Genomic DNA, 23,156 nt, shown 5'->3' with positions numbered 1-23,156 from the left:
TTTTTTGCAAAAATTAATGAAAATTAAATTTGTAAATTTATATTATAGATCACATTTATTTATTTTTATTTGATTTATAATATCTTGTATTTATGTATTTTGATGTTATTATTTTAGGAAGCGGACCGGGGGGTTATGTTGCATCTATACGAGCTTCACAACTAGGGATGAAAACTGCTCTTATTGAAAAAGAATCTTTAGGAGGTGTTTGTTTAAATTGGGGATGTATTCCTACAAAATCTATTTTAAATAGTGCTAAAATATTGCAAAATATAAAAAAAAACAGAGAATTATTTGAAATAGATGAAATAAAAGTTAACTATTCAAAAATAATTCAAAAAAGTAGGAATGTTGTTAATAAAATGAAAAAAGGAGTTTCATTTCTAATGAAAAAAAATGGAGTTCATGTTATATATGGAAATGCAAAATTAAAAAGTGGGAAAAGAGTTGAAATATTAAAAAGTGGAAAAAAAATAGAGGAACATAACGCTTCTCATATTATCATAGCTACTGGATCAAAATCGAAAATAAAAAAAGAATTTCAACAAGATGAAAAAAAAGTTATAGGGTATAAAGAAGCACTTTCTCTTAAAACACTTCCTAAAAAAATGATTATTATCGGATCTGGCCCCATAGGTTTAGAGTTTGCATATTTTTATAGTTCTATGGGGACAGAGATTACTATTTTAGAAATTTGTCCCCAGATTTTTCCAAATTTAGATATAGAAATATCTTCTTATTTAAAAGATTCTTTTGAGAAAAAAGGAATTAAAATTTATTTGTCATCTACTATTAAAAAAATAGAATTTAATAAAAACAAAGGTGTTACAGTTCATATTCAAACTATTAATAAACAAGAAATATCGTTAGAAACAGATATAGTACTTTCCGCAATTGGAGTTACTCCAAATATTAAATCAATTGGATTAGAAGAGGTAGGGATTCGCACTACTGAAAAAGAGTTTATATCCGTTGATAAAAATTATAGAACTAATATAGATGAATATTATGCTATTGGAGATGTAATAGAAACCCCTTCTTTAGCGCATGTAGCTTCACATGAGGCAATTTCATGTGTTGAAAATATAAAATGTTTAAATTCTCCAAAAATAGATTATAATAATATTCCAAAATGTGTTTATTGTTTTCCTGAAATAGCTTCTGTTGGGTATACAGAAAAAGAAGCTAAAGAAAAAGGATATCAAATTAGAATAGGAAAATTCCCTTTTTCAGCACTTGGAAAATCTATCTCTGATGATAATCCAGAGGGATTTGTTAAGGTAATTTTTGATTCCAAATATGATGAATGGTTGGGATGTCAGATGATAGGAAATAATGTCACAGAAATTATCTCCGAAGTGGTAGTTTCTAGAAAATTAGAAGCTACTCATTGTGAAATAATAAACAGTATTCATCCACATCCTTCTTTAAGTGAATCTATTTTAGAATCTGTAGCAAATGCTTATGGAAAAACTATTCATTTGTAAATACACAAGTCACAAAAAAAAAGTTTTTCATAAAAATTTTGATTGAATACTATTTATTAAATCAAAAAAAAACTCTCCAACTAATAATCTTCTTTTTCTACAATTTATTAGAATAGAATTAGAAGAATCGGAAATCATTATTCATTATTGTAAGTAAAATAGTAAATAAGATTCATAATTTTTATATGATACACATTATATTATTTGGTCCACCAGGATGTGGAAAAGGAACTCAAGCAAGGATTGTAGCAAACAAATTTGGATTTATTCATTTATCTACTGGAATTCTGTTTAGAAATCACATAAAAAAAGAAACCAATTTAGGAATACTTGCGAGTCATTATATTAATAAAGGAATATTAGTTCCTGATAAAATAACTACAGATATGTTAAATTTGGAAATGAAAAAACATTTTCACGTTAAAGGGATTGTATATGATGGGTATCCTAGAACTAGGAATCAAATTTTTTCTTTAGAAAAAATATTAGATAAATTTTATTTGGGGAGAATAAATATAATTTTTTCTTTTTCCTTTATAAGAAAAAAATTATTAATTAATAGACTTTTAAAAAGAGGTAAAATAAGTAATAGAGACGATGATACAGATATGATCACTGTACAAAAAAGAATAGAAGAATATAATAAAAAAACTGCATTTATTTGGAATAGTAGTAAATGGGAAAAAAATATAGTTGAATTAAATGCCTCTTATTCAATAGAAAAAATATCCTTTTTCATTGAAAAAAAAATAATAAATAATTTATTATAAAAAAACATAATATTTTATCAATGAATATGAAAGATAATTTTATAGATTTTGTAAAAATTTTTTGCAAAAGTGGAGATGGAGGATCTGGGAGCATTCATTTCCATAGAGAAAAAAATATAAAAAAAGGCGGACCTGATGGAGGATCAGGAGGAAAAGGAGGAAATATTATTATTAAAGGGAATTCGCATATAAATACATTTTTTCATTTGAAATATCATAGACATTGGATAGCTCAATCTGGATTTTCTGGAAAAAAAAAGAATGTTACTGGATCAAATGGAAAAAATTTATTTATAGAAGTTCCTTTAGGAACTGTTGTTAAAGATAAAAACAAGGAAATTATTTTAGAAATTGACAAAAATCTTCAAGAAAAAGTTTTATTTAAAGGAGGAAAAGGAGGAAGAGGGAATTTTTTTTTCAAAAATTCAAAAATTAAATCTCCTTATTATGCACAACCTGGAATAAAAACTATGGGAAGTTGGATTTATTTAGAATTGAAAATTTTAGCGGATGTTGGATTAATCGGATTTCCTAATTCAGGAAAATCTACCTTACTTTCTACACTTACAAAAGCAAAACCAAAAATAGGAAATTTTTCTTTTACAACTAAAAAACCTCATTTGGGGATAGCATTTATAAATTATAATTCTTTTGTATTGGCAGATATTCCTGGAATCATAGAAAATGCATCACAAGGAAAAGGATTAGGATATCAATTTTTAAAACATGTAGAACGAAACTCTATTTTATTATTTCTTTTTTCTTCAGAAAAAACAAAAAAAAAAGAAATAGAATATTTTATTTTATTGAATGAATTAAAAGAATTCAATCCAAATTTATTGAATAAAAAACGTTTGTTAGCTATTTCTAAATCCGACTTAATTTCTTTGAAAGAAAAAAATAAAATAAAAACAATTTTTTCTTCATTAGGAGAAAATGATATAACATTCATTTCTTCTTTTACAGGAGAAGGTTTAACAATATTAAAAGATAAATTATGGAATTTGCTACAAAAAAAAAGTAATTTAATCAATTAATTTAATTACGATAATTTTTTTTTAGCTACATTTTCATCTATATTCAATTTTTTATGAATATTTTCTTCTATATGATCGTCAATATTAAACATATAATCTAAAAAAAGTTTTTCGCAAAAAAAACGTAATCCTCTAGCTCCTAATCCTAATTGAATAGTTTTATCTACTATAATATTTAAGGCTTTATTTGTAACATTTAGAGAAATTTTATCCATGTTAAATAATTCTTGATATTGTTTAATCAAAGCATTTTTGGGTTCTGTTAAAATTTTTTTTAACATTATTTTATTTAATGGATTTAGATAAGTTATAATAGGAAATCTTCCAATGAGCTCTGGAATCAATCCGAATTTTTTTAAATCATCAGATATTATATTTTTAAAAAAAATTACATCCTTTTTTTCAATTTTTTTAGATTGAGTGTGATATCCAATAGTAGAATATTGATTGATTCTATTTGATAAAATTTTTTCTATTCCATCAAATGTTCCTCCAGCTATAAATAAAATATTTTCTGTATTGATTGGTATCATTTTTTGATCAGGATGTTTTCTTCCTCCTTGCGGAGGAACATTTATTATAGTTCCTTCTAATATTTTAAGTAGAGCTTGTTGAACACCTTCTCCAGACACGTCTCTAGTAATAGATGGATTACTATTACTTTTTTTAGAAATTTTATCAATTTCATCAATAAATACGATTCCTTTTTCAGCAGAATTAATATTATAATTAACAGATTGTAACAATCTAGATAAAATAGATTCCACATCTTCTCCAACATATCCAGCTTCAGTTAAAGTTGTTGCATCTGCTATAGTGAAAGGAATTTTTAAAAGTTTAGAAATACTTTTAGCAAGTAATGTTTTTCCGGTTCCTGTATTTCCAATTAACAAAATATTGGATTTTTCTATTTCTATTTTTTCATTTTTAATGTCTTTTTTTTCTATTTTATTTTTTTTATTCTCTACTATAAATTGAATTCTTTTATAATGATTATAGACAGCAACAGAAATAACTTTTTTTGCTTCATCTTGTCCTACAACATATTGATCTAAAAACTTTTTTATTTCTTTAGGTTTTTTTAAAAACTTAATCAGTTGTTGTTCATCAATTTCTTTTTTTTGTTCTAATTTTTTATGAATTAAAGAATAAGTTTTTTCTATACAAAAGTTACAAATATGTCCATTTATTCCTGATATAAGAAAAGTTATTTCATTTTTTTTTCTTCCACAAAAATTGCATTTAAATAAATCTTCCATCTTTCATTTTATGCATGATGAAAAAAAGGAGCAAGCGAACCTACATCACATCGCTACTACCGTATTTACCTTTGCTGTGTTCCCACCCTGGAGGTTTTATAGGGAGCTGATTGTGTAGGACTTGCTCCGTTAAGTATTTTGACAAATATAAAAAAAAATTAGAATTTTTTTTACAAAAATTTTAGTTTTTTTTAATTAAAGTTTTTAAAATTGTAAATTTAGCTATTTTTTTAGTCTTAAAGATTAAGAGTAAATACAAGGAAATAGGAAATAATAAATAATTAAATATCATTCATTGAAATCATTAAATAATTACATTAATTAAATGAGAAGAACAAAATATATTTTTGTTACAGGTGGAGTAAGTTCTTCTTTGGGAAAAGGAATAGTATCAGCTTCATTAGGAATGTTGTTAAAATCTAGAGGATATAAAGTGACAATTCAAAAATTAGATCCTTATTTTAATATAGACCCCGGGACTTTAAATCCTTATGAACATGGAGAATGTTTTGTAACTAAAGATGGAGCGGAAACAGATTTAGATTTAGGACATTATGAACGGTTTTTAAATCAATCTACTACGAAAGAAAATAATGTTACATCTGGAATGATATATAAAAAAGTTATTGATAATGAGAGAAAAGGAAATTATTTAGGAAAAACAGTACAAGTAATTCCTCATATTACAAATGAAATTAAAAGACGTATTAAAATTCTTGGAGAATCAGAAATTTATGATATTGTTATTACTGAAATTGGGGGAACTGTTGGAGATATAGAATCTCTTCCTTATATTGAATCTGTACGTCAATTGAAGTGGGAATTAGGGGAATTTAATGGATTAGTTATTCATTTAACTTTATTACCGTATATTTCTTTTACTGGAGAAGTAAAAACAAAACCGACTCAACATTCTGTTAGAAGTTTAATGGAAAAAGGGATAAAAGCTGATATTTTAGTTTGTAGAACGGAAAAACATATTTCTCATAATATTCGTAAAAAATTAGCATTGTTTTGCAATGTTAAACAAGAGCATGTGATTGAATCGATTAATACTAAAATTATATATGATATTCCTTGTTTATTACATATTCAAAATTTTGACAAAGTAGTTTTGAAACATTTAAATTTATCTACTGTTATTCCTCCTAATTTAAAAAAATGGAAATCTTTTGTTAAAAAATATAAAAATCCTAAATATAAAGTGGTAATAGCATTAGTTGGAAAATATGTTTCTTTACATGATTCATATAAATCAATTATAGAAGCGTTGATTCATGCAGGAACTAAAAATGAAATTAATGTTAATATAAAATGGGTTTATTCAGAAATGATTCAAGATAATAATATTCAAAAATATTTTGAGGGAGTTTCTGGAATTCTAGTAGCTCCCGGATTTGGAAATAGAGGAATAGAAGGAAAAATACTTACTGCAAAGTATGCTAGAGAAAATAAAATTCCTTTTTTTGGAATTTGTTTAGGAATGCAAATAGCAGTAATAGAATTCGCTAGAAATGTATTAGGAATGAAAAAAGCAGAAAGTCATGAAATTAATCCACATTCTTCTTATCCGGTTATTAGGTTAATGAAAAATCAAAAAAATATAAGACAAAAAGGTGGAACTATGCGTTTAGGAAATTGGAAATGTGTATTAAAAGAAGGAACAAAAATTTTTTCTATTTATGGAAAAAAAGAAATTTGGGAAAGACATCGTCATAGATATGAATTTAATAATGATTATTTAGAAAATTTTTCTAATTTCGGAATGAAAGCGGTGGGAATTAATCCTGATACGGGGTTAGTAGAAGCGTTTGAATTAGAAAATCATGTTTTTTTTTTAGGAGTTCAATATCATCCTGAATATAAAAGTACAATAACGAAACCTCATCCTTTATTTACTTATTTTGTGCAAGTTGCCAATGGGAATATAGATAGTCAGTCCTATGATTATAAGGAAAAAAATTCTATGTATGGAGGGTAAAAATTTGGATTATAATCCTATCATTGGACTGATACTTATTTTTTTGATTATAACAATATTTACGTATATAAATACATCTAATAATAAACAATTAAGATCAGAAGAAGAGAAGAAATCTATTTTCTTTATAGAATCAGAAAAAAAAAAGAAATGGAATCAAGAAAATAAAATAAAAAAAATTTTCATAGAAAATAAAGTTTTAAAACTTAGAATTTCTAGTTTGGGGGGATTTCTTGATGAAGTTTTTTTAAAAAAATATAAAGCTTATGATCCCATTCATTTTTTACATAAAAAAAATCTTTTTTTAATAAAAGATTCTAGTTTTTCATATGGTACTATTTTTTTTATTAAAAACAGATTTTCTTTCATTAATACAAGAGATTTATATTTTTATCCATTTTCTTTAAAAAAGAATGAAAAAAATACTACTCTTATAATGAGAGCCAGAAATCCGTATGGAAAAGGATTTGTTGAATATATATATCAGTTAGGATCAAATAATCAGTATGATATTAAATTATTTGTGAGAACAATAGGAATGGCTTCTTTTTTATTAAAAATAAAACCGGTTTTTATTGATTTAGAACAACGAATTTTTTCCCTAGAAAAGGATAGAAATTGGGAAAATTCTTATACTCAAGTTTATTATTCTAATTTTTCTACTAAGAATCATTCTAATTCTGTTAATTATCTATCTGAAAAAAATACAGAAGAAAAAAACATATCTAATTTGAATTGGATTGCATATAAACAACAATTTTTTTCAACCATATTTATGGTTGAAAAACCGGTAAAAAATGTTTTTTTTATTCGATCTGATAATTTTTTATCTGGAAATTTTTTAAAAAAAATTCAATCTCATATTTCTCTAGATTTAAATAAAAAAGAAAATGAAGAATTAAATCTTTATTTTAAATTTTATTTTGGTCCATTAGATTTTTCTTTATTAAAGAAATATGGGAAAGGAATTGAGAATATTATTCCATTTGGTTGGGGAATTATAAAATGGATAAATAAATATTTTTTTTTAACAATTTTCAAATTTCTTGAAAAAACAAATTTGAATTATGGGATCATCATTATTTTAATGACTATTGTTGTAAAACTTATTCTATCTCCAGTAACTTATAGACAATATAAATTAAATGCTATGATGAAATTAATTCGTCCAGAAATAGACGAATTGAATAATAAACTGAAAAATTCAGATCCTTTAAAAAAACAAAAAGCCATGTTGGAATTATACCAAAAAGTAGGTATAAATCCAATGTCTGGATGTTTTTCTACATTATTTCAAATTCCTATTTTTTATTCTTTGTTTAAATTTTTTCCTACTATAATTAATCTTAGAGGAAAATCTTTTTTATGGGTAGATGATCTAACATCATATGATTCTATCATGGAACTTCCTTTTTTTATTCCATTTTATGGAAATCATGTGAGTTTACTCACTTTATTATATGCTATAGTCCTTTTGATTTACACAAAATTAAGCAACAATGATAATAGAAATATTAATCACAAAAATGTAAATAATAATAATTTTGGAAATATTTCTGATATGCATTTAATATTGTATTTAATGCCTGTGATTATGTTATTATTTATAAATAGTTATGCTTCGGGTCTTTCTCTTTATTATTTTACATCTAATGTTATTAATATTGGATTAATATTTTTTATTAAAAAATTCCTTTTAAAGGAAGAAAAAATTTATGGTAAAATCAAAAAAATAACAAAATAATTGGATAAGAATCAAAAAATATCAATAATAAATTCAATTTCTTTTTGAGAAAAAAAATAGAATTTATTATTTTTTAGTTCAATTATTAAATGTCCGTTTTTTGTTATATTTCTAATAATTCCATGAATTATTGTATTTTTTTTTTATGAAAAAAGTTCCTATTTTGTTTTTCATGTAAAGATGGTTTATATAATATTTTCGTATTATTTTTTCCCCATAAAAAAGCCCTTTTTTATTAAAAAGCAGTAAATATTCTTTTTGAATAGAATAAACAATATCATTAAAAAGTTTTTTTATATCAAAATTTTTATGAAATAATTTTTTTAGAGAGGAAGCTTGATTAAATTTTTTATCAAATTGTATTTGATTTACATTTACTCCTATACCTATAATACTAGTATATATTTTTTTACAAAAAAGACTATTTTCTATTAGAATTCCTGCTATTTTTTTATCCATTAAAATAATATCGTTGGGCCATTTTATCCAAATAGATTGACTGTAAGTCATCAATGTTTTATGGATTGCATTACTAATGAATAAATTTATAAGATATCCTTTTTCTACAGATAAATTAATTGATTTTAAAATAATACTAAAAGTTAAATTTTTTCCTTTTTCTGAATACCATATGTTATTTCCTGCGCCTTTTCCATCTGTTTGATTTTTTGTAAGGATAATAGTCCAATCTGGATATTTTGAAATATTTTTTTTTGCATATTGATTGGTAGAATCAATTTTTTTTAAAAAAATTGTAGATATTTTCCAAATGAATTTTTTCAAATTATTTTATTTATTGAAAAATGTAACTTCTTTTTCAAAGTGAAAAACTTATTTTTGCAATAAAATAAATAATTTTTTTAAAAAATTTCCGTTTTGCTATTATTAAAAAAGATTATAGAAGGAATTCAAATGGTAAAAGGTTATGATATTTCTGTTATTGATTTGAAAAATCAAACTAATTTTATTTGTGATTACTTTGTTCTTTGTAATGGGAATTCTAAAAATCAAGTCTTTGCTATTTCGAGATCTATAGAAAATAGAACAATTGATAAATTACAAGAAAAACCTTGGCATATAGAAGGAGTTAAAAATGGAGAATGGGTATTAATAGATTATGTTTCCATTGTGGTCCATATTTTCCAAAAAGAAGTCAGATTGCATTATGATATAGAAAGTATTTGGAAATAAAAATTTTTTTTCTCTAAATCTAAAATTTTAGATTTTATATAAAAAAAATGAAGTATTTATGATAAATAAAAAAGTAAAGAGTAAAAACAACTTTTTTTGGATATATGTAGTCATATTAGCTATATTTTTGGGAATATTTTTTTTAAAATCTTCTTTTTACAATCCTAAAAAAATTGATCAAGATACTTTTTTCGATATTCTTTCAAAAGGAGAGATAGAAAAAATTATAGTGAAACATAGAGAAATTGTACATGTTTATTTGAAAAAAGAATTTCTTCCATCTCATGGAATAAATATTATACCTAATGATAATCTGAATCAAAAATTTATAACCACCGAACATCCTTTGAGATATGAGTTCGAAATAGGAGATTTACAATTTTTTCAAAGAAAGTTCGAGGAATATAAGAAAAGATATAATTTAGATGCCGTTATTGATTTCAAAAATCAACAAGAATATACAATCACAAAATTCTTTTTTGATTATGGGATATTTTTTATATTGTTGATTATTTTTTGGTTTTTTATATTTCGAAGAATAGGATCTACAGGGGGGGGAGCAGGAGGACAAATATTTAATATAGGAAAATCTAGAGCTAGATTGTTTGATGAAAATGATAACGTAAAAATAACATTTAAAGATGTTGCGGGATTAGAAGGAGCTAAAGAAGAAGTTCAAGAGATTGTAGAATTTTTAAAAAGCCCTCAAAAATACACTAAATTAGGAGGAAAAATTCCAAAAGGTGCTCTTTTAATAGGGCCCCCTGGAACTGGAAAAACATTATTAGCAAAAGCTGTTGCAGGGGAAGCAAAAGTTCCATTTTTTTCTCTTTCCGGTTCTGATTTTGTAGAAATGTTTGTAGGGGTAGGTGCTTCAAGAGTAAGAGATTTGTTTGAAAAAGCTAAAGAAAAATCTCCATGTATTATATTTATTGATGAAATTGATGCTATAGGAAGAGCAAGAGGAAAAAGTAGTATTGTAGGTTCCAATGATGAAAGAGAAAACACTTTGAATCAGTTGCTTACAGAAATGGATGGATTTGGGACTCATACGAATGTAATTGTTTTAGCAGCTACAAATAGATCAGATATATTAGATAAAGCTTTGCTTCGTCCAGGTCGATTTGATAGAACTATATTAGTAGATCCTCCAGAATTAAATGAAAGGAGAGAGATTTTTCGTGTACATCTTCATAGACTTGTTCTTTCTGATCAAATAGACACTGATTTTTTAGCAAGACAGACGCCAGGTTTTAGTGGGGCAGATATTGCAAATGTATGTAATGAATCTGCACTTATAGCAGCAAGAAGAGATAGATCTAAAATAGAAAGTCAAGATTTTTTAGACGCTATTGATAGGATTATAGGTGGATTAGAAAAAAAGAATAAAATTATAAAACCAAGTGAAAAAAAACGTATAGCTTATCATGAAGCGGGACATGCTACAATAAGTTGGTTATTAGAACATGCAGCCCCCCTAGTAAAGGTTACTATTGTCCCCAGAGGGAGATCTTTAGGATCTGCATGGTATCTTCCTGAAGAAAGACAATTAACTACTCCTGAACAAATGAAAGACGAAATATGTGCATTATTAGCTGGTAGATCTGCAGAAGAAATTATTTTTAGTAATGTTTCTACAGGAGCATTAAATGATCTAGAAAAAGTTACAAAACAAGCACAATCCATGGTAGCTGTTTTTGGTCTAAATGATAGAATTGGAAATATCACTTATTATGATTCTACAGGACAAAATGAATTTTCTTTTTCTAAACCTTATAGCGAAAAAACAGCACAAATTATAGATGAAGAAATATCTAAAATTATAACTGAACAATATAAAAGAGCAAAAAGCATATTAAAAAACAATGAAAAAAAATTGTCTATTCTTGCTAATGAACTTTTGGAAAAAGAAGTTCTATTTAGAGAAGATTTAAAGAAAATTTTTGGAGAAAGACCTTTTTTGGATGATATTGGAGAAATATTGAGTAAGTCTAATAAAAACGTTCGTAGTGAGTGAATATGAAAATGAAAAAGTGGATCATCATATTATAATATATGTGAAAAAAAAGTATTTCAATTTGTTAATAAGGTTTTTTACGGGGGTTGGATTTATTTTTCTAATTGTTTTTTCAATTGAAAAAGGTGAAAAATTTTTCAGAATAGTAATGATGATCTTATCTTTTCTTTGTTTATTTGAATTTTTAAATATGTCTAGGACAAAAACAATTTTGATCAAAGTTGTTTCACTCTTTTTTTTACTTTCTATATTTTTAGATATTTTTATGGAAAAAGGTTTAATTTTATATATCATTTGTTTTATTCCTTATTCTACAATATTTTTTATTATTCAATTATTTTCTAAAACACTTTCTCATGAAGAAAAAATTATGCAAATTAATTCATTAATCTTAGGATTAGTATATATTATAATTCCTTTTTACTTGGCTTCTTATGTTTATTCCCTTGTGGGAAAGGAATTAATTTTAGGAATATTTATTTTGATATGGACAAATGATTCTTTCTCTTATTTGATAGGAAAAAAATGGGGTGAGAGAAAAATCGCTATATCTATATCTCCTAAAAAGTCTATAGAAGGATTTTTGGGGGGGGTAATAAGTTGTTTAATTTCTGGATTAATTTTATATAATGTATGGGGAAAAATTTATTGGTTGATTCTTTCTTTTATTGTTCCTATTTTTGCTACTATAGGAGATCTAGTAGAATCTACTATTAAAAGATATTATAGTGTAAAAAATTCAGGAATTTGGTTTCCTGGACATGGAGGTTTTTTAGATAGATTAGATAGTTTTATCTTTGTCATTTCAATTATAGCAACAGTATTTGCTGGATATCATTATCTATGATCCATTTTTTTATTATTTATTAATTCATTAAAATTAATGATTATTCATAAAGAAGGAGTTACTTTTTTGATATATGCATTTTTTATAATTTTTTTATTCATTTTTTTATCTATTTTTTTATTTTCCAAACTAACTAATTTTTTTATATCTGTATTATTGATTTCTCTATATATTTTTCTTTTATTTTTTTTTAGAAATCCGAAAAGAAATTTTCCCTACAGTGAGAATGAAAAAGAAATTATTTCTCCCGCTGATGGAAAAATTGTAGATATAAAAAAATCTTTTGAAAATGAGTATTTACAAAAATATTGTATATGCATATCTATTTTTATGTCTCCTTTTAATGTTCATGTTAATAGATTTCCTATTTCCGGAAAAATTATTTATGTCAAATATCATCCCGGAAAATACCTCATAGCTTGGTTTCAAAAAGCATCATTGAATAATGAACGAAGTACTATTGTCATAGAAAACAAAAAAAAACAAAAAATTCTATTTAGACAAATAGCTGGATTTTTAGCTCGTCGTATTGTCCTTTATGCTAAGGAAGGTTTTTTTGTGAAAAAGGGAGAAGAATTTGGTTTCATTAAGTTTGGATCAAGAGTAGATATTTATCTACCATTAAATTCTATTCTTTTGATAAAGAATGGAGAAAAAGTAATTGGAGGGAAAACAAAAATTTCTATTATTCCATGAACTCCCTTTTTTTTTTTATATTTATTTTACCTCTTCATAATCAACATCTTGTATGTTTTCGTTTCCTTTATTGTTTTTTTCTTCATCATTTTTTGTATTTGTATTATTAGTGTCAGTATCATCATTTTTATTGTTTTTTTTATTTTCATAAAGTTCTTTTGAAGAACTAGTCCAAGCATCATTTAATTTTTTCATGCTATTATCAATAGCTATAAGATCTTTTTTATTATAGGCATCTTTCAAATTTTTTAAAGATTCTTCAATATTTTTTTTGTTTTTTTCAGATAACTTATTTCCATAATCTTTTAATTGTTTTTCTGTTTGAAATATTTGATTATCTGCAGCGTTAAACTTATTTATTTCTTCCTTTATTTTTTCATCCTCTTTAGCGTTTTCTTTTGCTTCTTTTTTCATTTTTTCTATTTCTTCTTGATTTAATCCAGAAGATGTTTCAATACGTATTGATTGTTTTTTTCCAGTTCCTTTATCTTTTGCTGATACATGGAGAATTCCATTTGCGTCTATATCAAAAGTAACTTCTATTTGAGGAGTTCCTCTAGGTGCTGGTGGAATATCCACTAAATCAAATCTCCCTATTTCTTTATTATCGTTAAACATGGATCTTTCTCCTTGTCCTACACGGATAGTAACTGCTGATTGATTGTCAGATGCAGTAGAAAATATTTCTGATTTTTTAGTTGGTATAGTAGTATTAGAATCAATAAGTTTAGTAAAAACTCCTCCTAATGTTTCAATTCCTAAAGATAAAGGAGTAACGTCAAGTAATAACACATCTTGTACATCTCCTGTTAAAACTCCTCCTTGTATAGCCGCTCCAATTGCTACTACTTCATCTGGATTAACTCCTTTAGACGGTTTTCTTTGAAAAAATTTTTCAACGCTTTCTTGTACTTTCGGAATTCTCGTTGATCCTCCAACTAAAATCACTTCATTTATATCTTTTGTAGTTAATCCTGCATCATCTAAAGCTTTAGAACATGGATCTATGGAACGACGTATTAAACTTTCAGATAATTGTTCAAATTTTGCTCTAGTAAGAGTTATCACCAAATGTTTCGGCCCAGATTCTGTTGCTGTAATATATGGTAAATTGATTTCTGTTTGTGTAGAAGATGATAATTCTATTTTCGCTTTTTCTGAAGCTTCTTTTAAACGTTGTAATGCCATAGGATCTTTTCTAAGATCAATTCCTTCTTTAGATTGAAATTCATTAGAAAAATAATCTATTATAACTTGATCAAAATTATCCCCTCCTAAATGAGTATCCCCATTTGTAGAAAGAACTTCAAAAACTCCATCTCCTAATTCTAAAATAGAAACATCAAAAGTTCCTCCCCCTAAATCATATACAACTATTTTTTTATTTTGGTTGCTTTTATCCAATCCATATGCCAATGCGGCTGCTGTTGGTTCATTTATAATTCTTTCTACTTTTAATCCTGAGATTTCTCCCGCTTCTTTAGTTGCTTGTCTTTGTGCGTCATTAAAATACGCGGGAACTGTGATTACCGCTCTATTTATTTCTTCTCCTAAATAATCTTCAGCAGTTTTTTTCATTTTTTGAAGTATCATAGCAGATATTTCTTGAGGAGCATATAATCTTTTTTCTATATCAACTCTTGGCGTATTGTTGCCACCTTTCACAACTTTATAAGGAATATGTTTTAATTCTTCTGAAACTTCAGAATACATTCTCCCCATAAAACGTTTTATTGAAAAAATGGTTTTTTGTGGATTTGTTACGGCTTGTCTTTTTGCTGGATCTCCTATTTTCCTTTCTCCACTATCTACAAAAGCAACAATTGAAGGTGTTGTTCTTTTTCCTTCTGAATTAGGGATAACAACAGGATCATTAACTTCCATTACAGCTACACAAGAATTTGTAGTTCCTAAGTCTATACCTATAATTTTACTCATTTTTTTATTACGTTTTTTTCATAAATTTAAATACTTCAATCATTATGCCATAAATGAAATCTAATGAAAAAATGAAAATAGATCTCTTTTAAAGTAATAGAAAAATTGTGTATGACAATACAATTCTAATGTAGAAAAAAAATAATTTGTTTTTTTATGACAAAAAGTCATTTATTATTATTTTTTTCTTATATTTCATATTTATTCATTAACAAATTATTAACAAAAGATTCTAAATCTAATACATGGACCCATTAAGTTTTAAAACCACTTTTTTTAATAATTCTACTACTAAAACTAAAAAAATGTGGGTTGTAATGGATGCTGAAAATCAATATCTTGGAAGATTTTCTTCTCAAGTTGCTTTAAGAATAAGAGGAAAACATAAATCTATTTTTTCTCCACATGTCGATTGCGGAGATCATGTAATTGTCATTAATTCAGAAAAAATAAAACTTTCTGGAAAAAAATGGATTAATAAAAAATATATTCGTTACACTGGATTTCCTGGAGGAAGAAAAATAGTTTCTGTAAAGAATCTTTTCAAGAAAGATCCTAGAATATTAATATATAAAGCGGTGAAAGGAATGATTCCTAAAAATCGTTTAGGAAGAAAAATTATAAAAAATCTTCATGTATATTATGGAAGTAAACATAATTATCAATCTCAAAAACCTGTTTATTTGAAATGATTATTCATTCAATAGGAAGAAGAAAAAGATCTCTAGCACGGATATACTTGAAAGAAGGAAGTGGAATAATTACAATTAATTCTAGAGAATATAAAAAATATTTTTCAAGAAGTATTTATGATAAAATTTTATATCCACTTAAGATATTAAACCAAGTTAATCAATTTGATATTGATATTAAAGTTAATGGGGGGGGGATTAATGGTCAAGCAGAAGCAATTCGTCTTGCGATATCTCGTGCACTTTGCGAATTAGATTTAAAAAATAGAAGTACATTAAAATCTGATGGATTGTTAACAAGAGATTCTAGAGAAGTAGAAAGAAAAAAATTTGGACAAAAAAAAGCAAGAAAAAAATATCAATTTTCAAAACGTTAATTTCTTAATTGAAAAATTAAATGGAAATAAAAGTTAATACTCAAGATTTATTGAAAGCCGGAGTTCACTTTGGTCACATTGCAAGAAAATGGAATCCAAACATGCGCCCTTTTATTTTCATGAAAAAAGGAGGAATTCATATCATAGATTTATCTAAAACAATAATACAACTTAAAGATGCTTGCAATGGAATCAAAAAAATTGTTTCTCTTGGTAAAAAAATTCTGTTAGTAGGAACGAAAGCTCAAGCAAAAGAAAAAATTTCATTTTACGCAAAAAAAGTAAATATGCCTTTTGTTACAGAAAGATGGTTAGGTGGGTTATTAACAAATTTTACTACTATTCGTAAATCTGTGAAAAAAATGAACAATATAGAAAGAATGAAGAAAAACGGAACTTTCAATACACTATCAAAAAAAGAAAGATTATTAATAAATAGATTGTATGAAAAACTATATAAAAATTTGGGGAGTATTTCTCTCATGAATCATCTTCCGGGTGGAGTTTTTTTAGTAGATCCCTACAAAGAAAAAATTGCTTTGTCTGAATCTATAAAATTGAATATACCAGTTTTTGCAATGGTAGATACTAATACAGATCCAAATGGAATTAAATATCCTATTCCATCAAATGATGATTCTTCTAAATCTATTAATGTTATTTTGCAGTTTGTTTCAGAAGCAATACAACAAGGAATTTCTTCTTTGAAGAAAGAAAAAGAACATGAAGAAAATCAAAAAAATGTTGGGCCCAATCATAATAAATAGTTATGAAAAAAAAAATTTCTTCCGATCAAATTTTTAAGCTGAGAAAAAAAACTGGAGTTGGAATAATGGATTGTAAAAAAGCTTTGATAGAGACTAATGGAAATTTTGATGATGCAGTAATTTTTTTAAGAAAAATAGGAAAAGAAATAGCCATGAATCGTTCTTCTTTTGAAATGAAAGAAGGGGGTGTTTTTTCTTCTGTAAATATGGATCGTACTTGTGGAACAATTATAGGATTGAGTTGTGAAACTGATTTTCTTTCTAAGAGTTCTGTTTTTTTGAATTTTTTAAAAAAATTATCTGATCATTCATTATCATATAATAATAAAAAAGAATTTTTGTCTAGTCGTCTGAATGAAAAAAATATTGAAGAAATGATCTATGAAAAAATGGGGATTGTAGGAGAAAGACTGGAATTAAAATTTTTTGAAAGGATAGATGCTACTTTTGTTTCTAGTTATACACACAATAATAAAATTTCTACTTTAGTTGGTTTTTCTTCTCAAAAAGGAATAAACGATTTGATTGCAAGAAATATCGCAATGCATGTAACTGCTATGAATCCGATAGCTATTGATGAAAAAACAGTTCCAGATTCTTTGATAAAAGAAGAAATTGATATTATTCAATATCAAATCAATAGTAAAAAAATAGATCGTAAAACCACTGAAAAAATAATTCAAGGAAAAACTAGAAAGTTTTTGTTAAAAAATACACTTGTTCATCAAAAATTTATAAAAAACAACAAAATAACTATTCAAGAATATATTAATAAATATAACAAGAATTTAAAAATTACTCTTTACAAAAGAGTAACTATTCATTAAATTTAAACATTTAAACGTTATATAATACTTTTATTATTAGATAGTTATTATTATAACAATATTATTTATTTAAATAAGGATATGAGAAAATTAATATTGATTATATTAGACGGATGGGGGCTCACTTCTGTGAAAAAGAGTTCTGCTATTTATCAAGCAAATACTCCTTTTATTGATTTTTGTCATATGAATTATCCTTTTAGCAAACTACATGCTTCTGGATTACTTGTTGGATTACCAAAAGGACAAATGGGGAATTCTGAAGTAGGTCATATAAATTTAGGTTCTGGAAGGAAAGTGATTCAAAGTTTAGAAGAAATAAATAAATCTATTAAAAAAGGATCTTTTCAAAAAAAGATTGATCCTGTTTTTGATTATGTTCATTCTTGTGAAAAAAACATTCATTTTATTGGATTATTATCTGATGGAGGGGTTCATTCACATATGAATCATCTTTTTCATTTGCTAAAAATAGCGCATAGAAAAAAAATAAAAAATGTTTTTGTTCATGCGTTTACAGATGGACGGGATACTTCTCCAAATAGTGGGATTTTTTATGTTAAAAGTCTTTTAAATATGATGAATCATTCTGTAGGTCAATTATCTACAGTTATTGGGCGGTATTATTCTATGGATCGAGATAAAAGATGGAAAAGAATTAAAATAGCATATGATGCTATGGTACATTCTAAAGGAATGTATACTAATAATGTGGTAAAATCTATAGAAATATCTTATAATAAAAAAATTACTGATGAATTTTTATTTCCTCTAATAGTTGTTGATTCTTTTGGAAATCCTATTTCTAGAATCAAAAAAGGAGATGTTGTTTTTTGTTTTAATTTTCGTTCGGATAGATCTAGACAAATTACTGAATGTTTAACAGGATATAATAATAATTTTTTGTCAAACAATAATGATAAATTAGATCTATATTATGTTACTATGACTTGTTATAATCAAAAGTATGAAGATATTTATGTTCTTTTTAAGAAGAAAAATTTGTCGAATACTTTAGGGGAAGTATTGGAAAAAAAAGGAAAAAAACAAATCCGAATTGCAGAAACAGAAAAATATCCACATGTAACTTATTTTTTTTCAGGAGGACGTGAAATTCCTTTTTCTGGAGAAACCCGAATTTTATGTACTTCTCCTAAAGTATCCACTTACGATTTAGAACCTAAAATGAGCGCAAAAATAATTGTAAATCAGATTGTTCCTCAAATAAAAAAAAAGAAAGCAGATTTTATCTGTTTAAATTTTTCCAATCCAGATATGGTAGGTCATACTGGAAAAATGAAAGAAACTATTACAGCTTGTGAATTTGTAGATGAATGTGTAAAAATTTGTTTTAAAGAATCTATGAAAAATTCATATACAGTTATTATAGTTGGAGATCATGGAAATGCAGATTATATGATAAATTCTGATGGAACTCCAAATACTTCTCATACAAGTTCTTTGGTCCCCTTTATTTTATTAGGTAAAGAATTTAAAAACAAAAAAAATATTTTGAAAAAAGAATCTGTTTTATCAGATGTAGCTCCGACTATACTTCAATTAATGAATTTGCCAAAACCAAATGAGATGAGTGGAAATTCTATATTATTAAGTTAGTTAGTAGTTTTTTTTAAAAAAAAAGAATACAACAAGATGAATGAATAATAAATATGGTAAAAACTATAGAAGAAATAATCTTGATTAAGAAAAGTGCATTTTTAGCATCTAAAACATTAGGAATGTTAGCTAAAGAAATAAAACCTGGAGTAAACACACTTTATTTAGATAAACTTGCTGAAAATTATATTAGAGATCATGGGGGGATTCCCGCTTTTTTGGGTTTATATGATTTTCCAAACACTTTGTGTGCATCTCCTAACCATCAGGTAGTACATGGTGTCCCTAATCAAACTCCATTATGTAATGGAGATATATTATCTATAGATTGTGGAGTTTATATGAATGGATTTTATGGAGAACATGCTTATACTTTTGAAGTAGGAGAAGTTTCAAATAACATAAAAAAATTTCTTGATTGTTCTAAAAAATCTCTCTATATTGGAGTTTCTAAATGTAAAAATGAAAATTATATTGGAGATATTGGGTTTTCTATACAAAATTGTATAGAAAAAAATGGATATAGCGTAGTGAAAGATCTTGTCGGCCATGGATTAGGAAAAAAAATGCATGAAGATCCACAAGTACCTAATTTTGGAGAAAAAGGAAAAGGATTGAAACTTAAAGAAGGATTTGTCCTTTCTATAGAACCTATGGTTAATAAAGGATCTCCAGAAGTTTTTTTCCATAATGATGGATGGACTATTACAACGTCAGATAAAAATATCTCTTCTCATTTTGAACACAATGTAGCTATTGTGGATGGATTTCCATGCTTACTTTCTACTTTTCAGTATATTTATAAAGAACTTAATATTCAATCTTGGGAAGAAGAACCTTTTCAGAATGAAAAAATTTATATAAATCATTTTTAGTTTTATTTATTATTATTTAAGAAAAAAATGCCTACCATACAGCAGTTAATTAGAAAAGGAAGAATTTCTGTTCCTAAAAAAAGAAAATCTATAGCGTTAGGATTTTGTCCTCAAAAAAGAGGTGTTTGTACGCGTGTGTATACCACTACTCCAAAAAAACCAAATTCGGCCATGCGTAAAGTTGCTCGTGTTCGTTTTACAAATGGAAAAGAAGTTATTAGTTATATAATTGGAGAAGGACATAATCTTCAAGAACATTCTATAGTTCTAGTAAAAGGAGGAAGAGTAAAAGATTTACCTGGAGTAAAATATAAAATAGTACGTGGTGCTAGGGATACTGCGGGAGTAAATGGAAGAAGAAAAAGTAGAAGTAAATATGGAACTAAAGCTAATGAGGATAAAAAAAAAATTAAAAATAATTAATGAGAAAAGTTAAAAAAAAAAGAAAAATATATTTTCCTGATACAAAGTTTAATGATCCTTTAGTGACACGATTTGTTAATCACTTAATGAAAAATGGAAAAAAAAGTTTAGCGTATAAAATATTTTATGAATCTATGAATAAAATAGAAGAAATTAAAGGAGAAAAGGAAGTCAAATCCGCATTGGAAATATGGAAAGAAGGATTAAGAAATATAATGCCTCATGTGGAGGTAAGAAATCGCCGTATGGGAGGATCTAATATACAAGTCCCTATTCCTATTTCATCCAATAGTAAGATTACGAAAGCAATGAAATTGCTTATATCTTGTGCTTCTATTAGAAAAAATGAAAAAACAATGTCTTATAAATTAGCTTATGAAACATTGGACGCTTTCAAAGAACAAGGAGAAGCGATTAAAAGAAAAGAAAATATTCATAAAATGGCTGAATCCAATAAAGCATTTTCTCATTTTAGATTTTTTTAAAATATAGAGAATGGAAAAAGATTTAAGATATACAAGAAATATTGGGATTGCCGCGCATATAGATGCAGGAAAAACTACTACTACGGAAAGAATTTTGTTTTACACGGGAATTAATCACAAAATAGGAGAAGTTCATGATGGTGCCGCTACAATGGATTGGATGTTACAAGAACAAGAACGTGGAATTACTATTACATCTGCTTCAACACGTTGTGAATGGATGTATAAAAATAAAAAATATCAAATTAATATTATTGATACTCCAGGACATGTTGATTTTACCGTAGAAGTAGAAAGATCTATGAGAGTTTTGGATGGTATGGTAGTGTTATTTAGTGCTGTAGATGGGGTGGAACCTCAATCGGAAACAGTATGGAGACAAGCAGATAAATATGGCATTCCTAGAATTGCATTTGTAAATAAGATGGATAGACAAGGCGCTGATTTTTTGAATGTTTGTTTACAAATTGAAAAAATTTTAGGAGGGAATTCTATCCCATTGCAGATTCCTATTGGATATGGTGATAATTTTATAGGAGTAGTTGATCTAATTTCTAATCAATCTATCATATGGGATGATAATAATTATGGAATGACATATAGAAAAGAACCTATCCAAACTGAAATGAAAAATATGGTAAAAGATTACCGTTATAAGTTGATTGAAACATTGTCAGAATATGATGATGCAATTATGGAAAAATTTTTATATGATAATTTTTCTTCTATTTCTGAAAAAGAAATAATCGATTCTTTACAGAAGAATACAATAAAAATGAAAGTTATTCCTATTTTATGTGGATCTTCTTTTAAGAATAAAGGAGTTCAAGCAATGTTAGATGCTATTTGTCGTTATTTACCCTCTCCTATTGAGGGAAAAGATATTGTTGGAATCAACCCCATTAATCAAATGAAGGTAAAAAGAACTCCTAGTCAAAAAGAACCTTTTTCAGCTTTAGTATTTAAAATAGCAAGCGATCCTTTTGTAGGACGTTTGGCTTTTTTTAGAGTCTATTCTGGAAAAATAAATTCTGGATCATATAGTTTTAATGCAAGATCAGGAAATAAAGAAAGAATTTCTAGAATTTATCAAATGCATGCTAATAAACAAAATCCTATTTCAGAAATAGGTGCTGGAGATATTGCTGCTATAGTTGGATTTAAAGATATCAAAACCGGTGATACATTATGTGATGAAAAATTTCCAATTTTATTAGAAAAAATATCTTTTCCTGATCCAGTGATAGGATTTGCTATAGAACCAAAATTCAAATCTGATATAGATAAAATGAGTTTTGCTTTATCTAAATTGATGGAAGAAGATCCTACTTTTCAAGTACGTACAGATAATTATACAGGTCAAACTATTATTTCTGGGATGGGGGAATTACATTTAGAAATTATTATAGATAGAATGAAAAGGGAATTTAAAGTTGAAGTTAATCAAGGAAACCCTCAAGTAGAATATAAAGAAGCATTGACCAATTTAGTAGAATACAGGGAAATTTACAAAAAACAAACAGGAGGAAAAGGAAAATTTGCAGATATATTTTTTAAATTAGAACCAGGTGATCAAATGGGGGGGGGATTAGAATTTGTTAACAAAATAAAAGGTGGAAACATTCCTAAAGAATATATTCCTTCTATAGAAAAAGGATGTAAAGAGATGATGAAAATTGGACCTTTATCCGGATATGAAATAGATAGTGCAAAAATTACTATTTTAGATGGTTCTTATCATACAGTTGATTCTGATCAACTATCTTTTGAAATAGCTGCAAAATTAGGATTTAAAGAAGCTGCTAAAAAAGCTAAACCTGTTTTGTTAGAACCTATAATGAAATTAGAATTAATAATTCCAGAAGAAAACATGGGAGATATAATAGGAGATTTAAATCGGAGAAGAGGAATTGTCCAGAATATGATAAGTCGTAGTCGTAATAATGTAAAAGTTATTCAAGTTTTAGTTCCTTTATCAGAAATGTTTGGATATGTTACTGTTCTTCGGACTCTTTCTTCTGGAAGAGGGACTTCTGTTATGGAATTTTCTCATTATGAAAAAGTTCCTTCTAATATTACAGAAAATATGATGAAGTTGGATAAAAAACAATAAGAATAAGAAAGGA

At 26.2% G+C, this 23,156-nt stretch carries 21 protein-coding genes; 18 read left to right on the top strand and 3 right to left on the bottom strand.

Going from position 1 to position 23,156, the window contains the following annotated elements; translation table 11 throughout:
• Nucleotides 1–92 precede the first annotated feature (92 nt).
• The 3 genes from lpdA (at nucleotide 93) to obgE (ending at nucleotide 3,294) form a co-directional block, all read left to right on the top strand.
• The gene (gene lpdA / locus H0H71_RS02065) at nucleotides 93–1,487 is read left to right on the top strand and encodes a dihydrolipoyl dehydrogenase (RefSeq protein ID WP_185855898.1); all 1,395 of its coding nucleotides are present in this window, start codon (nucleotides 93–95) and stop codon (nucleotides 1,485–1,487) included.
• 185 nt (nucleotides 1,488–1,672) lie between these two features.
• Nucleotides 1,673–2,257 (top strand): nucleoside monophosphate kinase, encoded by a 585-nt coding sequence (locus H0H71_RS02060; RefSeq protein ID WP_185855897.1) that lies wholly within the window; start codon nucleotides 1,673–1,675, stop codon nucleotides 2,255–2,257.
• Nucleotides 2,258–2,283: 26 nt separating this feature from the next.
• Nucleotides 2,284–3,294: a GTPase ObgE gene (gene obgE, locus H0H71_RS02055; RefSeq protein WP_185855896.1), complete on the top strand. Its 1,011-nt coding sequence runs from the start codon at nucleotides 2,284–2,286 to the stop codon at nucleotides 3,292–3,294.
• Nucleotides 3,295–3,299: 5 nt separating this feature from the next.
• On the opposite strand, the gene clpX is transcribed toward obgE, so the two are convergent.
• Nucleotides 3,300–4,553, bottom strand: coding sequence for an ATP-dependent Clp protease ATP-binding subunit ClpX (clpX, locus tag H0H71_RS02050; protein ID WP_185855895.1), 1,254 nt, complete (start codon nucleotides 4,551–4,553; stop codon nucleotides 3,300–3,302).
• 325 nt (nucleotides 4,554–4,878) lie between these two features.
• On the opposite strand from clpX, the gene H0H71_RS02045 reads away from it, so the two are divergent.
• Both H0H71_RS02045 and H0H71_RS02040 read left to right on the top strand, forming a co-directional pair.
• Nucleotides 4,879–6,534, top strand: coding sequence for a CTP synthase (locus tag H0H71_RS02045; protein ID WP_185855894.1), 1,656 nt, complete (start codon nucleotides 4,879–4,881; stop codon nucleotides 6,532–6,534).
• Nucleotides 6,524–8,278, top strand: a complete 1,755-nt coding sequence (locus tag H0H71_RS02040) for a YidC/Oxa1 family insertase periplasmic-domain containing protein (protein ID WP_185855893.1) — start codon at nucleotides 6,524–6,526, stop codon at nucleotides 8,276–8,278. The genes H0H71_RS02045 and H0H71_RS02040 overlap by 11 nt, the downstream gene beginning before the upstream one ends.
• A gap of 111 nt (nucleotides 8,279–8,389) precedes the next feature.
• On the opposite strand, the gene H0H71_RS02035 is transcribed toward H0H71_RS02040, so the two are convergent.
• Nucleotides 8,390–9,061 (bottom strand): biotin--[acetyl-CoA-carboxylase] ligase, encoded by a 672-nt coding sequence (locus H0H71_RS02035; protein WP_238784436.1) that lies wholly within the window; start codon nucleotides 9,059–9,061, stop codon nucleotides 8,390–8,392.
• Nucleotides 9,062–9,190: 129 nt separating this feature from the next.
• Between H0H71_RS02035 and rsfS the strand changes: the two genes are divergently transcribed.
• The 4 genes from rsfS to H0H71_RS02015 are packed head-to-tail and all read left to right on the top strand — an operon-like array spanning nucleotide 9,191 to nucleotide 13,029.
• Entirely contained in the window at nucleotides 9,191–9,469 is a 279-nt protein-coding gene (gene rsfS, locus H0H71_RS02030; protein ID WP_185856485.1) for a ribosome silencing factor, read from the top strand.
• A gap of 58 nt (nucleotides 9,470–9,527) precedes the next feature.
• Entirely contained in the window at nucleotides 9,528–11,486 is a 1,959-nt protein-coding gene (gene ftsH, locus H0H71_RS02025) for an ATP-dependent zinc metalloprotease FtsH (protein ID WP_185855892.1), read from the top strand.
• Nucleotides 11,479–12,333: a phosphatidate cytidylyltransferase gene (locus H0H71_RS02020; protein ID WP_238784435.1), complete on the top strand. Its 855-nt coding sequence runs from the start codon at nucleotides 11,479–11,481 to the stop codon at nucleotides 12,331–12,333. Before ftsH ends, H0H71_RS02020 begins: the two co-directional genes overlap by 8 nt.
• Nucleotides 12,334–12,372: 39 nt before the next feature.
• Nucleotides 12,373–13,029 carry a phosphatidylserine decarboxylase family protein gene (locus H0H71_RS02015; protein ID WP_202985482.1) on the top strand — a complete coding sequence of 219 codons (657 nt, stop codon included), beginning with the start codon at nucleotides 12,373–12,375 and terminating at the stop codon, nucleotides 13,027–13,029.
• Nucleotides 13,030–13,050: 21 nt separating this feature from the next.
• On the opposite strand, the gene dnaK is transcribed toward H0H71_RS02015, so the two are convergent.
• The gene (gene dnaK, locus H0H71_RS02010) at nucleotides 13,051–14,967 is read right to left on the bottom strand and encodes a molecular chaperone DnaK (RefSeq protein WP_185855890.1); all 1,917 of its coding nucleotides are present in this window, start codon (nucleotides 14,965–14,967) and stop codon (nucleotides 13,051–13,053) included.
• A gap of 245 nt (nucleotides 14,968–15,212) precedes the next feature.
• On the opposite strand from dnaK, the gene rplM reads away from it, so the two are divergent.
• From rplM to fusA, 9 genes are all read left to right on the top strand, one after another.
• Nucleotides 15,213–15,659, top strand: coding sequence for a 50S ribosomal protein L13 (gene rplM / locus H0H71_RS02005; protein WP_185855889.1), 447 nt, complete (start codon nucleotides 15,213–15,215; stop codon nucleotides 15,657–15,659).
• Entirely contained in the window at nucleotides 15,656–16,036 is a 381-nt protein-coding gene (gene rpsI / locus H0H71_RS02000) for a 30S ribosomal protein S9 (RefSeq protein WP_185855888.1), read from the top strand. Before rplM ends, rpsI begins: the two co-directional genes overlap by 4 nt.
• A gap of 20 nt (nucleotides 16,037–16,056) precedes the next feature.
• Nucleotides 16,057–16,803, top strand: coding sequence for a 30S ribosomal protein S2 (gene rpsB, locus H0H71_RS01995; RefSeq protein ID WP_185855887.1), 747 nt, complete (start codon nucleotides 16,057–16,059; stop codon nucleotides 16,801–16,803).
• 2 nt (nucleotides 16,804–16,805) lie between these two features.
• On the top strand, nucleotides 16,806–17,630 hold the full coding sequence (gene tsf, locus H0H71_RS01990; RefSeq protein WP_185855886.1) for a translation elongation factor Ts: 825 nt from the start codon (nucleotides 16,806–16,808) through the stop codon (nucleotides 17,628–17,630).
• An 81-nt stretch (nucleotides 17,631–17,711) separates the two neighbouring features.
• Entirely contained in the window at nucleotides 17,712–19,247 is a 1,536-nt protein-coding gene (gpmI, locus tag H0H71_RS01985; RefSeq protein ID WP_185855885.1) for a 2,3-bisphosphoglycerate-independent phosphoglycerate mutase, read from the top strand.
• A gap of 53 nt (nucleotides 19,248–19,300) precedes the next feature.
• Entirely contained in the window at nucleotides 19,301–20,122 is an 822-nt protein-coding gene (gene map, locus H0H71_RS01980) for a type I methionyl aminopeptidase (protein ID WP_185855884.1), read from the top strand.
• A 27-nt stretch (nucleotides 20,123–20,149) separates the two neighbouring features.
• On the top strand, nucleotides 20,150–20,545 hold the full coding sequence (gene rpsL / locus H0H71_RS01975; RefSeq protein WP_185855883.1) for a 30S ribosomal protein S12: 396 nt from the start codon (nucleotides 20,150–20,152) through the stop codon (nucleotides 20,543–20,545).
• Nucleotides 20,545–21,030: a 30S ribosomal protein S7 gene (rpsG, locus tag H0H71_RS01970; protein WP_185855882.1), complete on the top strand. Its 486-nt coding sequence runs from the start codon at nucleotides 20,545–20,547 to the stop codon at nucleotides 21,028–21,030. The genes rpsL and rpsG overlap by 1 nt, the downstream gene beginning before the upstream one ends.
• A gap of 10 nt (nucleotides 21,031–21,040) precedes the next feature.
• Complete coding sequence (gene fusA, locus H0H71_RS01965) at nucleotides 21,041–23,143, top strand: elongation factor G (RefSeq protein WP_185855881.1); 2,103 nt, start codon at nucleotides 21,041–21,043, stop codon at nucleotides 23,141–23,143.
• Nucleotides 23,144–23,156 lie beyond the last annotated feature (13 nt).

The sequence above is a fragment of the Blattabacterium cuenoti genome (assembly GCF_014251375.1).
In the GTDB taxonomy this organism is placed as follows: Bacteria; Bacteroidota; Bacteroidia; order Flavobacteriales; family Blattabacteriaceae; genus Blattabacterium; species Blattabacterium cuenoti_K.
The sequence above is the reverse complement of the archived record's forward strand: the minus strand, read 5'-3'. Positions and strand labels throughout refer to the sequence as shown.

What these genes read in the sequence shown, in the direction of transcription:
- lpdA (WP_185855898.1), top strand. Translation starts at nt 93, where the DNA reads ATGTATTTTGATGTTATTATTTTAGGAAGCGGACCGGGGGGTTATGTT.
- H0H71_RS02060 (WP_185855897.1), top strand. Translation starts at nt 1,673, where the DNA reads ATGATACACATTATATTATTTGGTCCACCAGGATGTGGAAAAGGAACT.
- obgE (WP_185855896.1), top strand. Translation starts at nt 2,284, where the DNA reads ATGAAAGATAATTTTATAGATTTTGTAAAAATTTTTTGCAAAAGTGGA.
- clpX (WP_185855895.1), bottom strand. Translation starts at nt 4,553, where the DNA reads ATGGAAGATTTATTTAAATGCAATTTTTGTGGAAGAAAAAAAAATGAA.
- H0H71_RS02045 (WP_185855894.1), top strand. Translation starts at nt 4,879, where the DNA reads ATGAGAAGAACAAAATATATTTTTGTTACAGGTGGAGTAAGTTCTTCT.
- H0H71_RS02040 (WP_185855893.1), top strand. Translation starts at nt 6,524, where the DNA reads ATGGAGGGTAAAAATTTGGATTATAATCCTATCATTGGACTGATACTT.
- rsfS (WP_185856485.1), top strand. Translation starts at nt 9,191, where the DNA reads ATGGTAAAAGGTTATGATATTTCTGTTATTGATTTGAAAAATCAAACT.
- ftsH (WP_185855892.1), top strand. Translation starts at nt 9,528, where the DNA reads ATGATAAATAAAAAAGTAAAGAGTAAAAACAACTTTTTTTGGATATAT.
- dnaK (WP_185855890.1), bottom strand. Translation starts at nt 14,967, where the DNA reads ATGAGTAAAATTATAGGTATAGACTTAGGAACTACAAATTCTTGTGTA.
- rplM (WP_185855889.1), top strand. Translation starts at nt 15,213, where the DNA reads ATGGACCCATTAAGTTTTAAAACCACTTTTTTTAATAATTCTACTACT.
- rpsI (WP_185855888.1), top strand. Translation starts at nt 15,656, where the DNA reads ATGATTATTCATTCAATAGGAAGAAGAAAAAGATCTCTAGCACGGATA.
- rpsB (WP_185855887.1), top strand. Translation starts at nt 16,057, where the DNA reads ATGGAAATAAAAGTTAATACTCAAGATTTATTGAAAGCCGGAGTTCAC.
- tsf (WP_185855886.1), top strand. Translation starts at nt 16,806, where the DNA reads ATGAAAAAAAAAATTTCTTCCGATCAAATTTTTAAGCTGAGAAAAAAA.
- gpmI (WP_185855885.1), top strand. Translation starts at nt 17,712, where the DNA reads ATGAGAAAATTAATATTGATTATATTAGACGGATGGGGGCTCACTTCT.
- map (WP_185855884.1), top strand. Translation starts at nt 19,301, where the DNA reads ATGGTAAAAACTATAGAAGAAATAATCTTGATTAAGAAAAGTGCATTT.
- rpsL (WP_185855883.1), top strand. Translation starts at nt 20,150, where the DNA reads ATGCCTACCATACAGCAGTTAATTAGAAAAGGAAGAATTTCTGTTCCT.
- rpsG (WP_185855882.1), top strand. Translation starts at nt 20,545, where the DNA reads ATGAGAAAAGTTAAAAAAAAAAGAAAAATATATTTTCCTGATACAAAG.
- fusA (WP_185855881.1), top strand. Translation starts at nt 21,041, where the DNA reads ATGGAAAAAGATTTAAGATATACAAGAAATATTGGGATTGCCGCGCAT.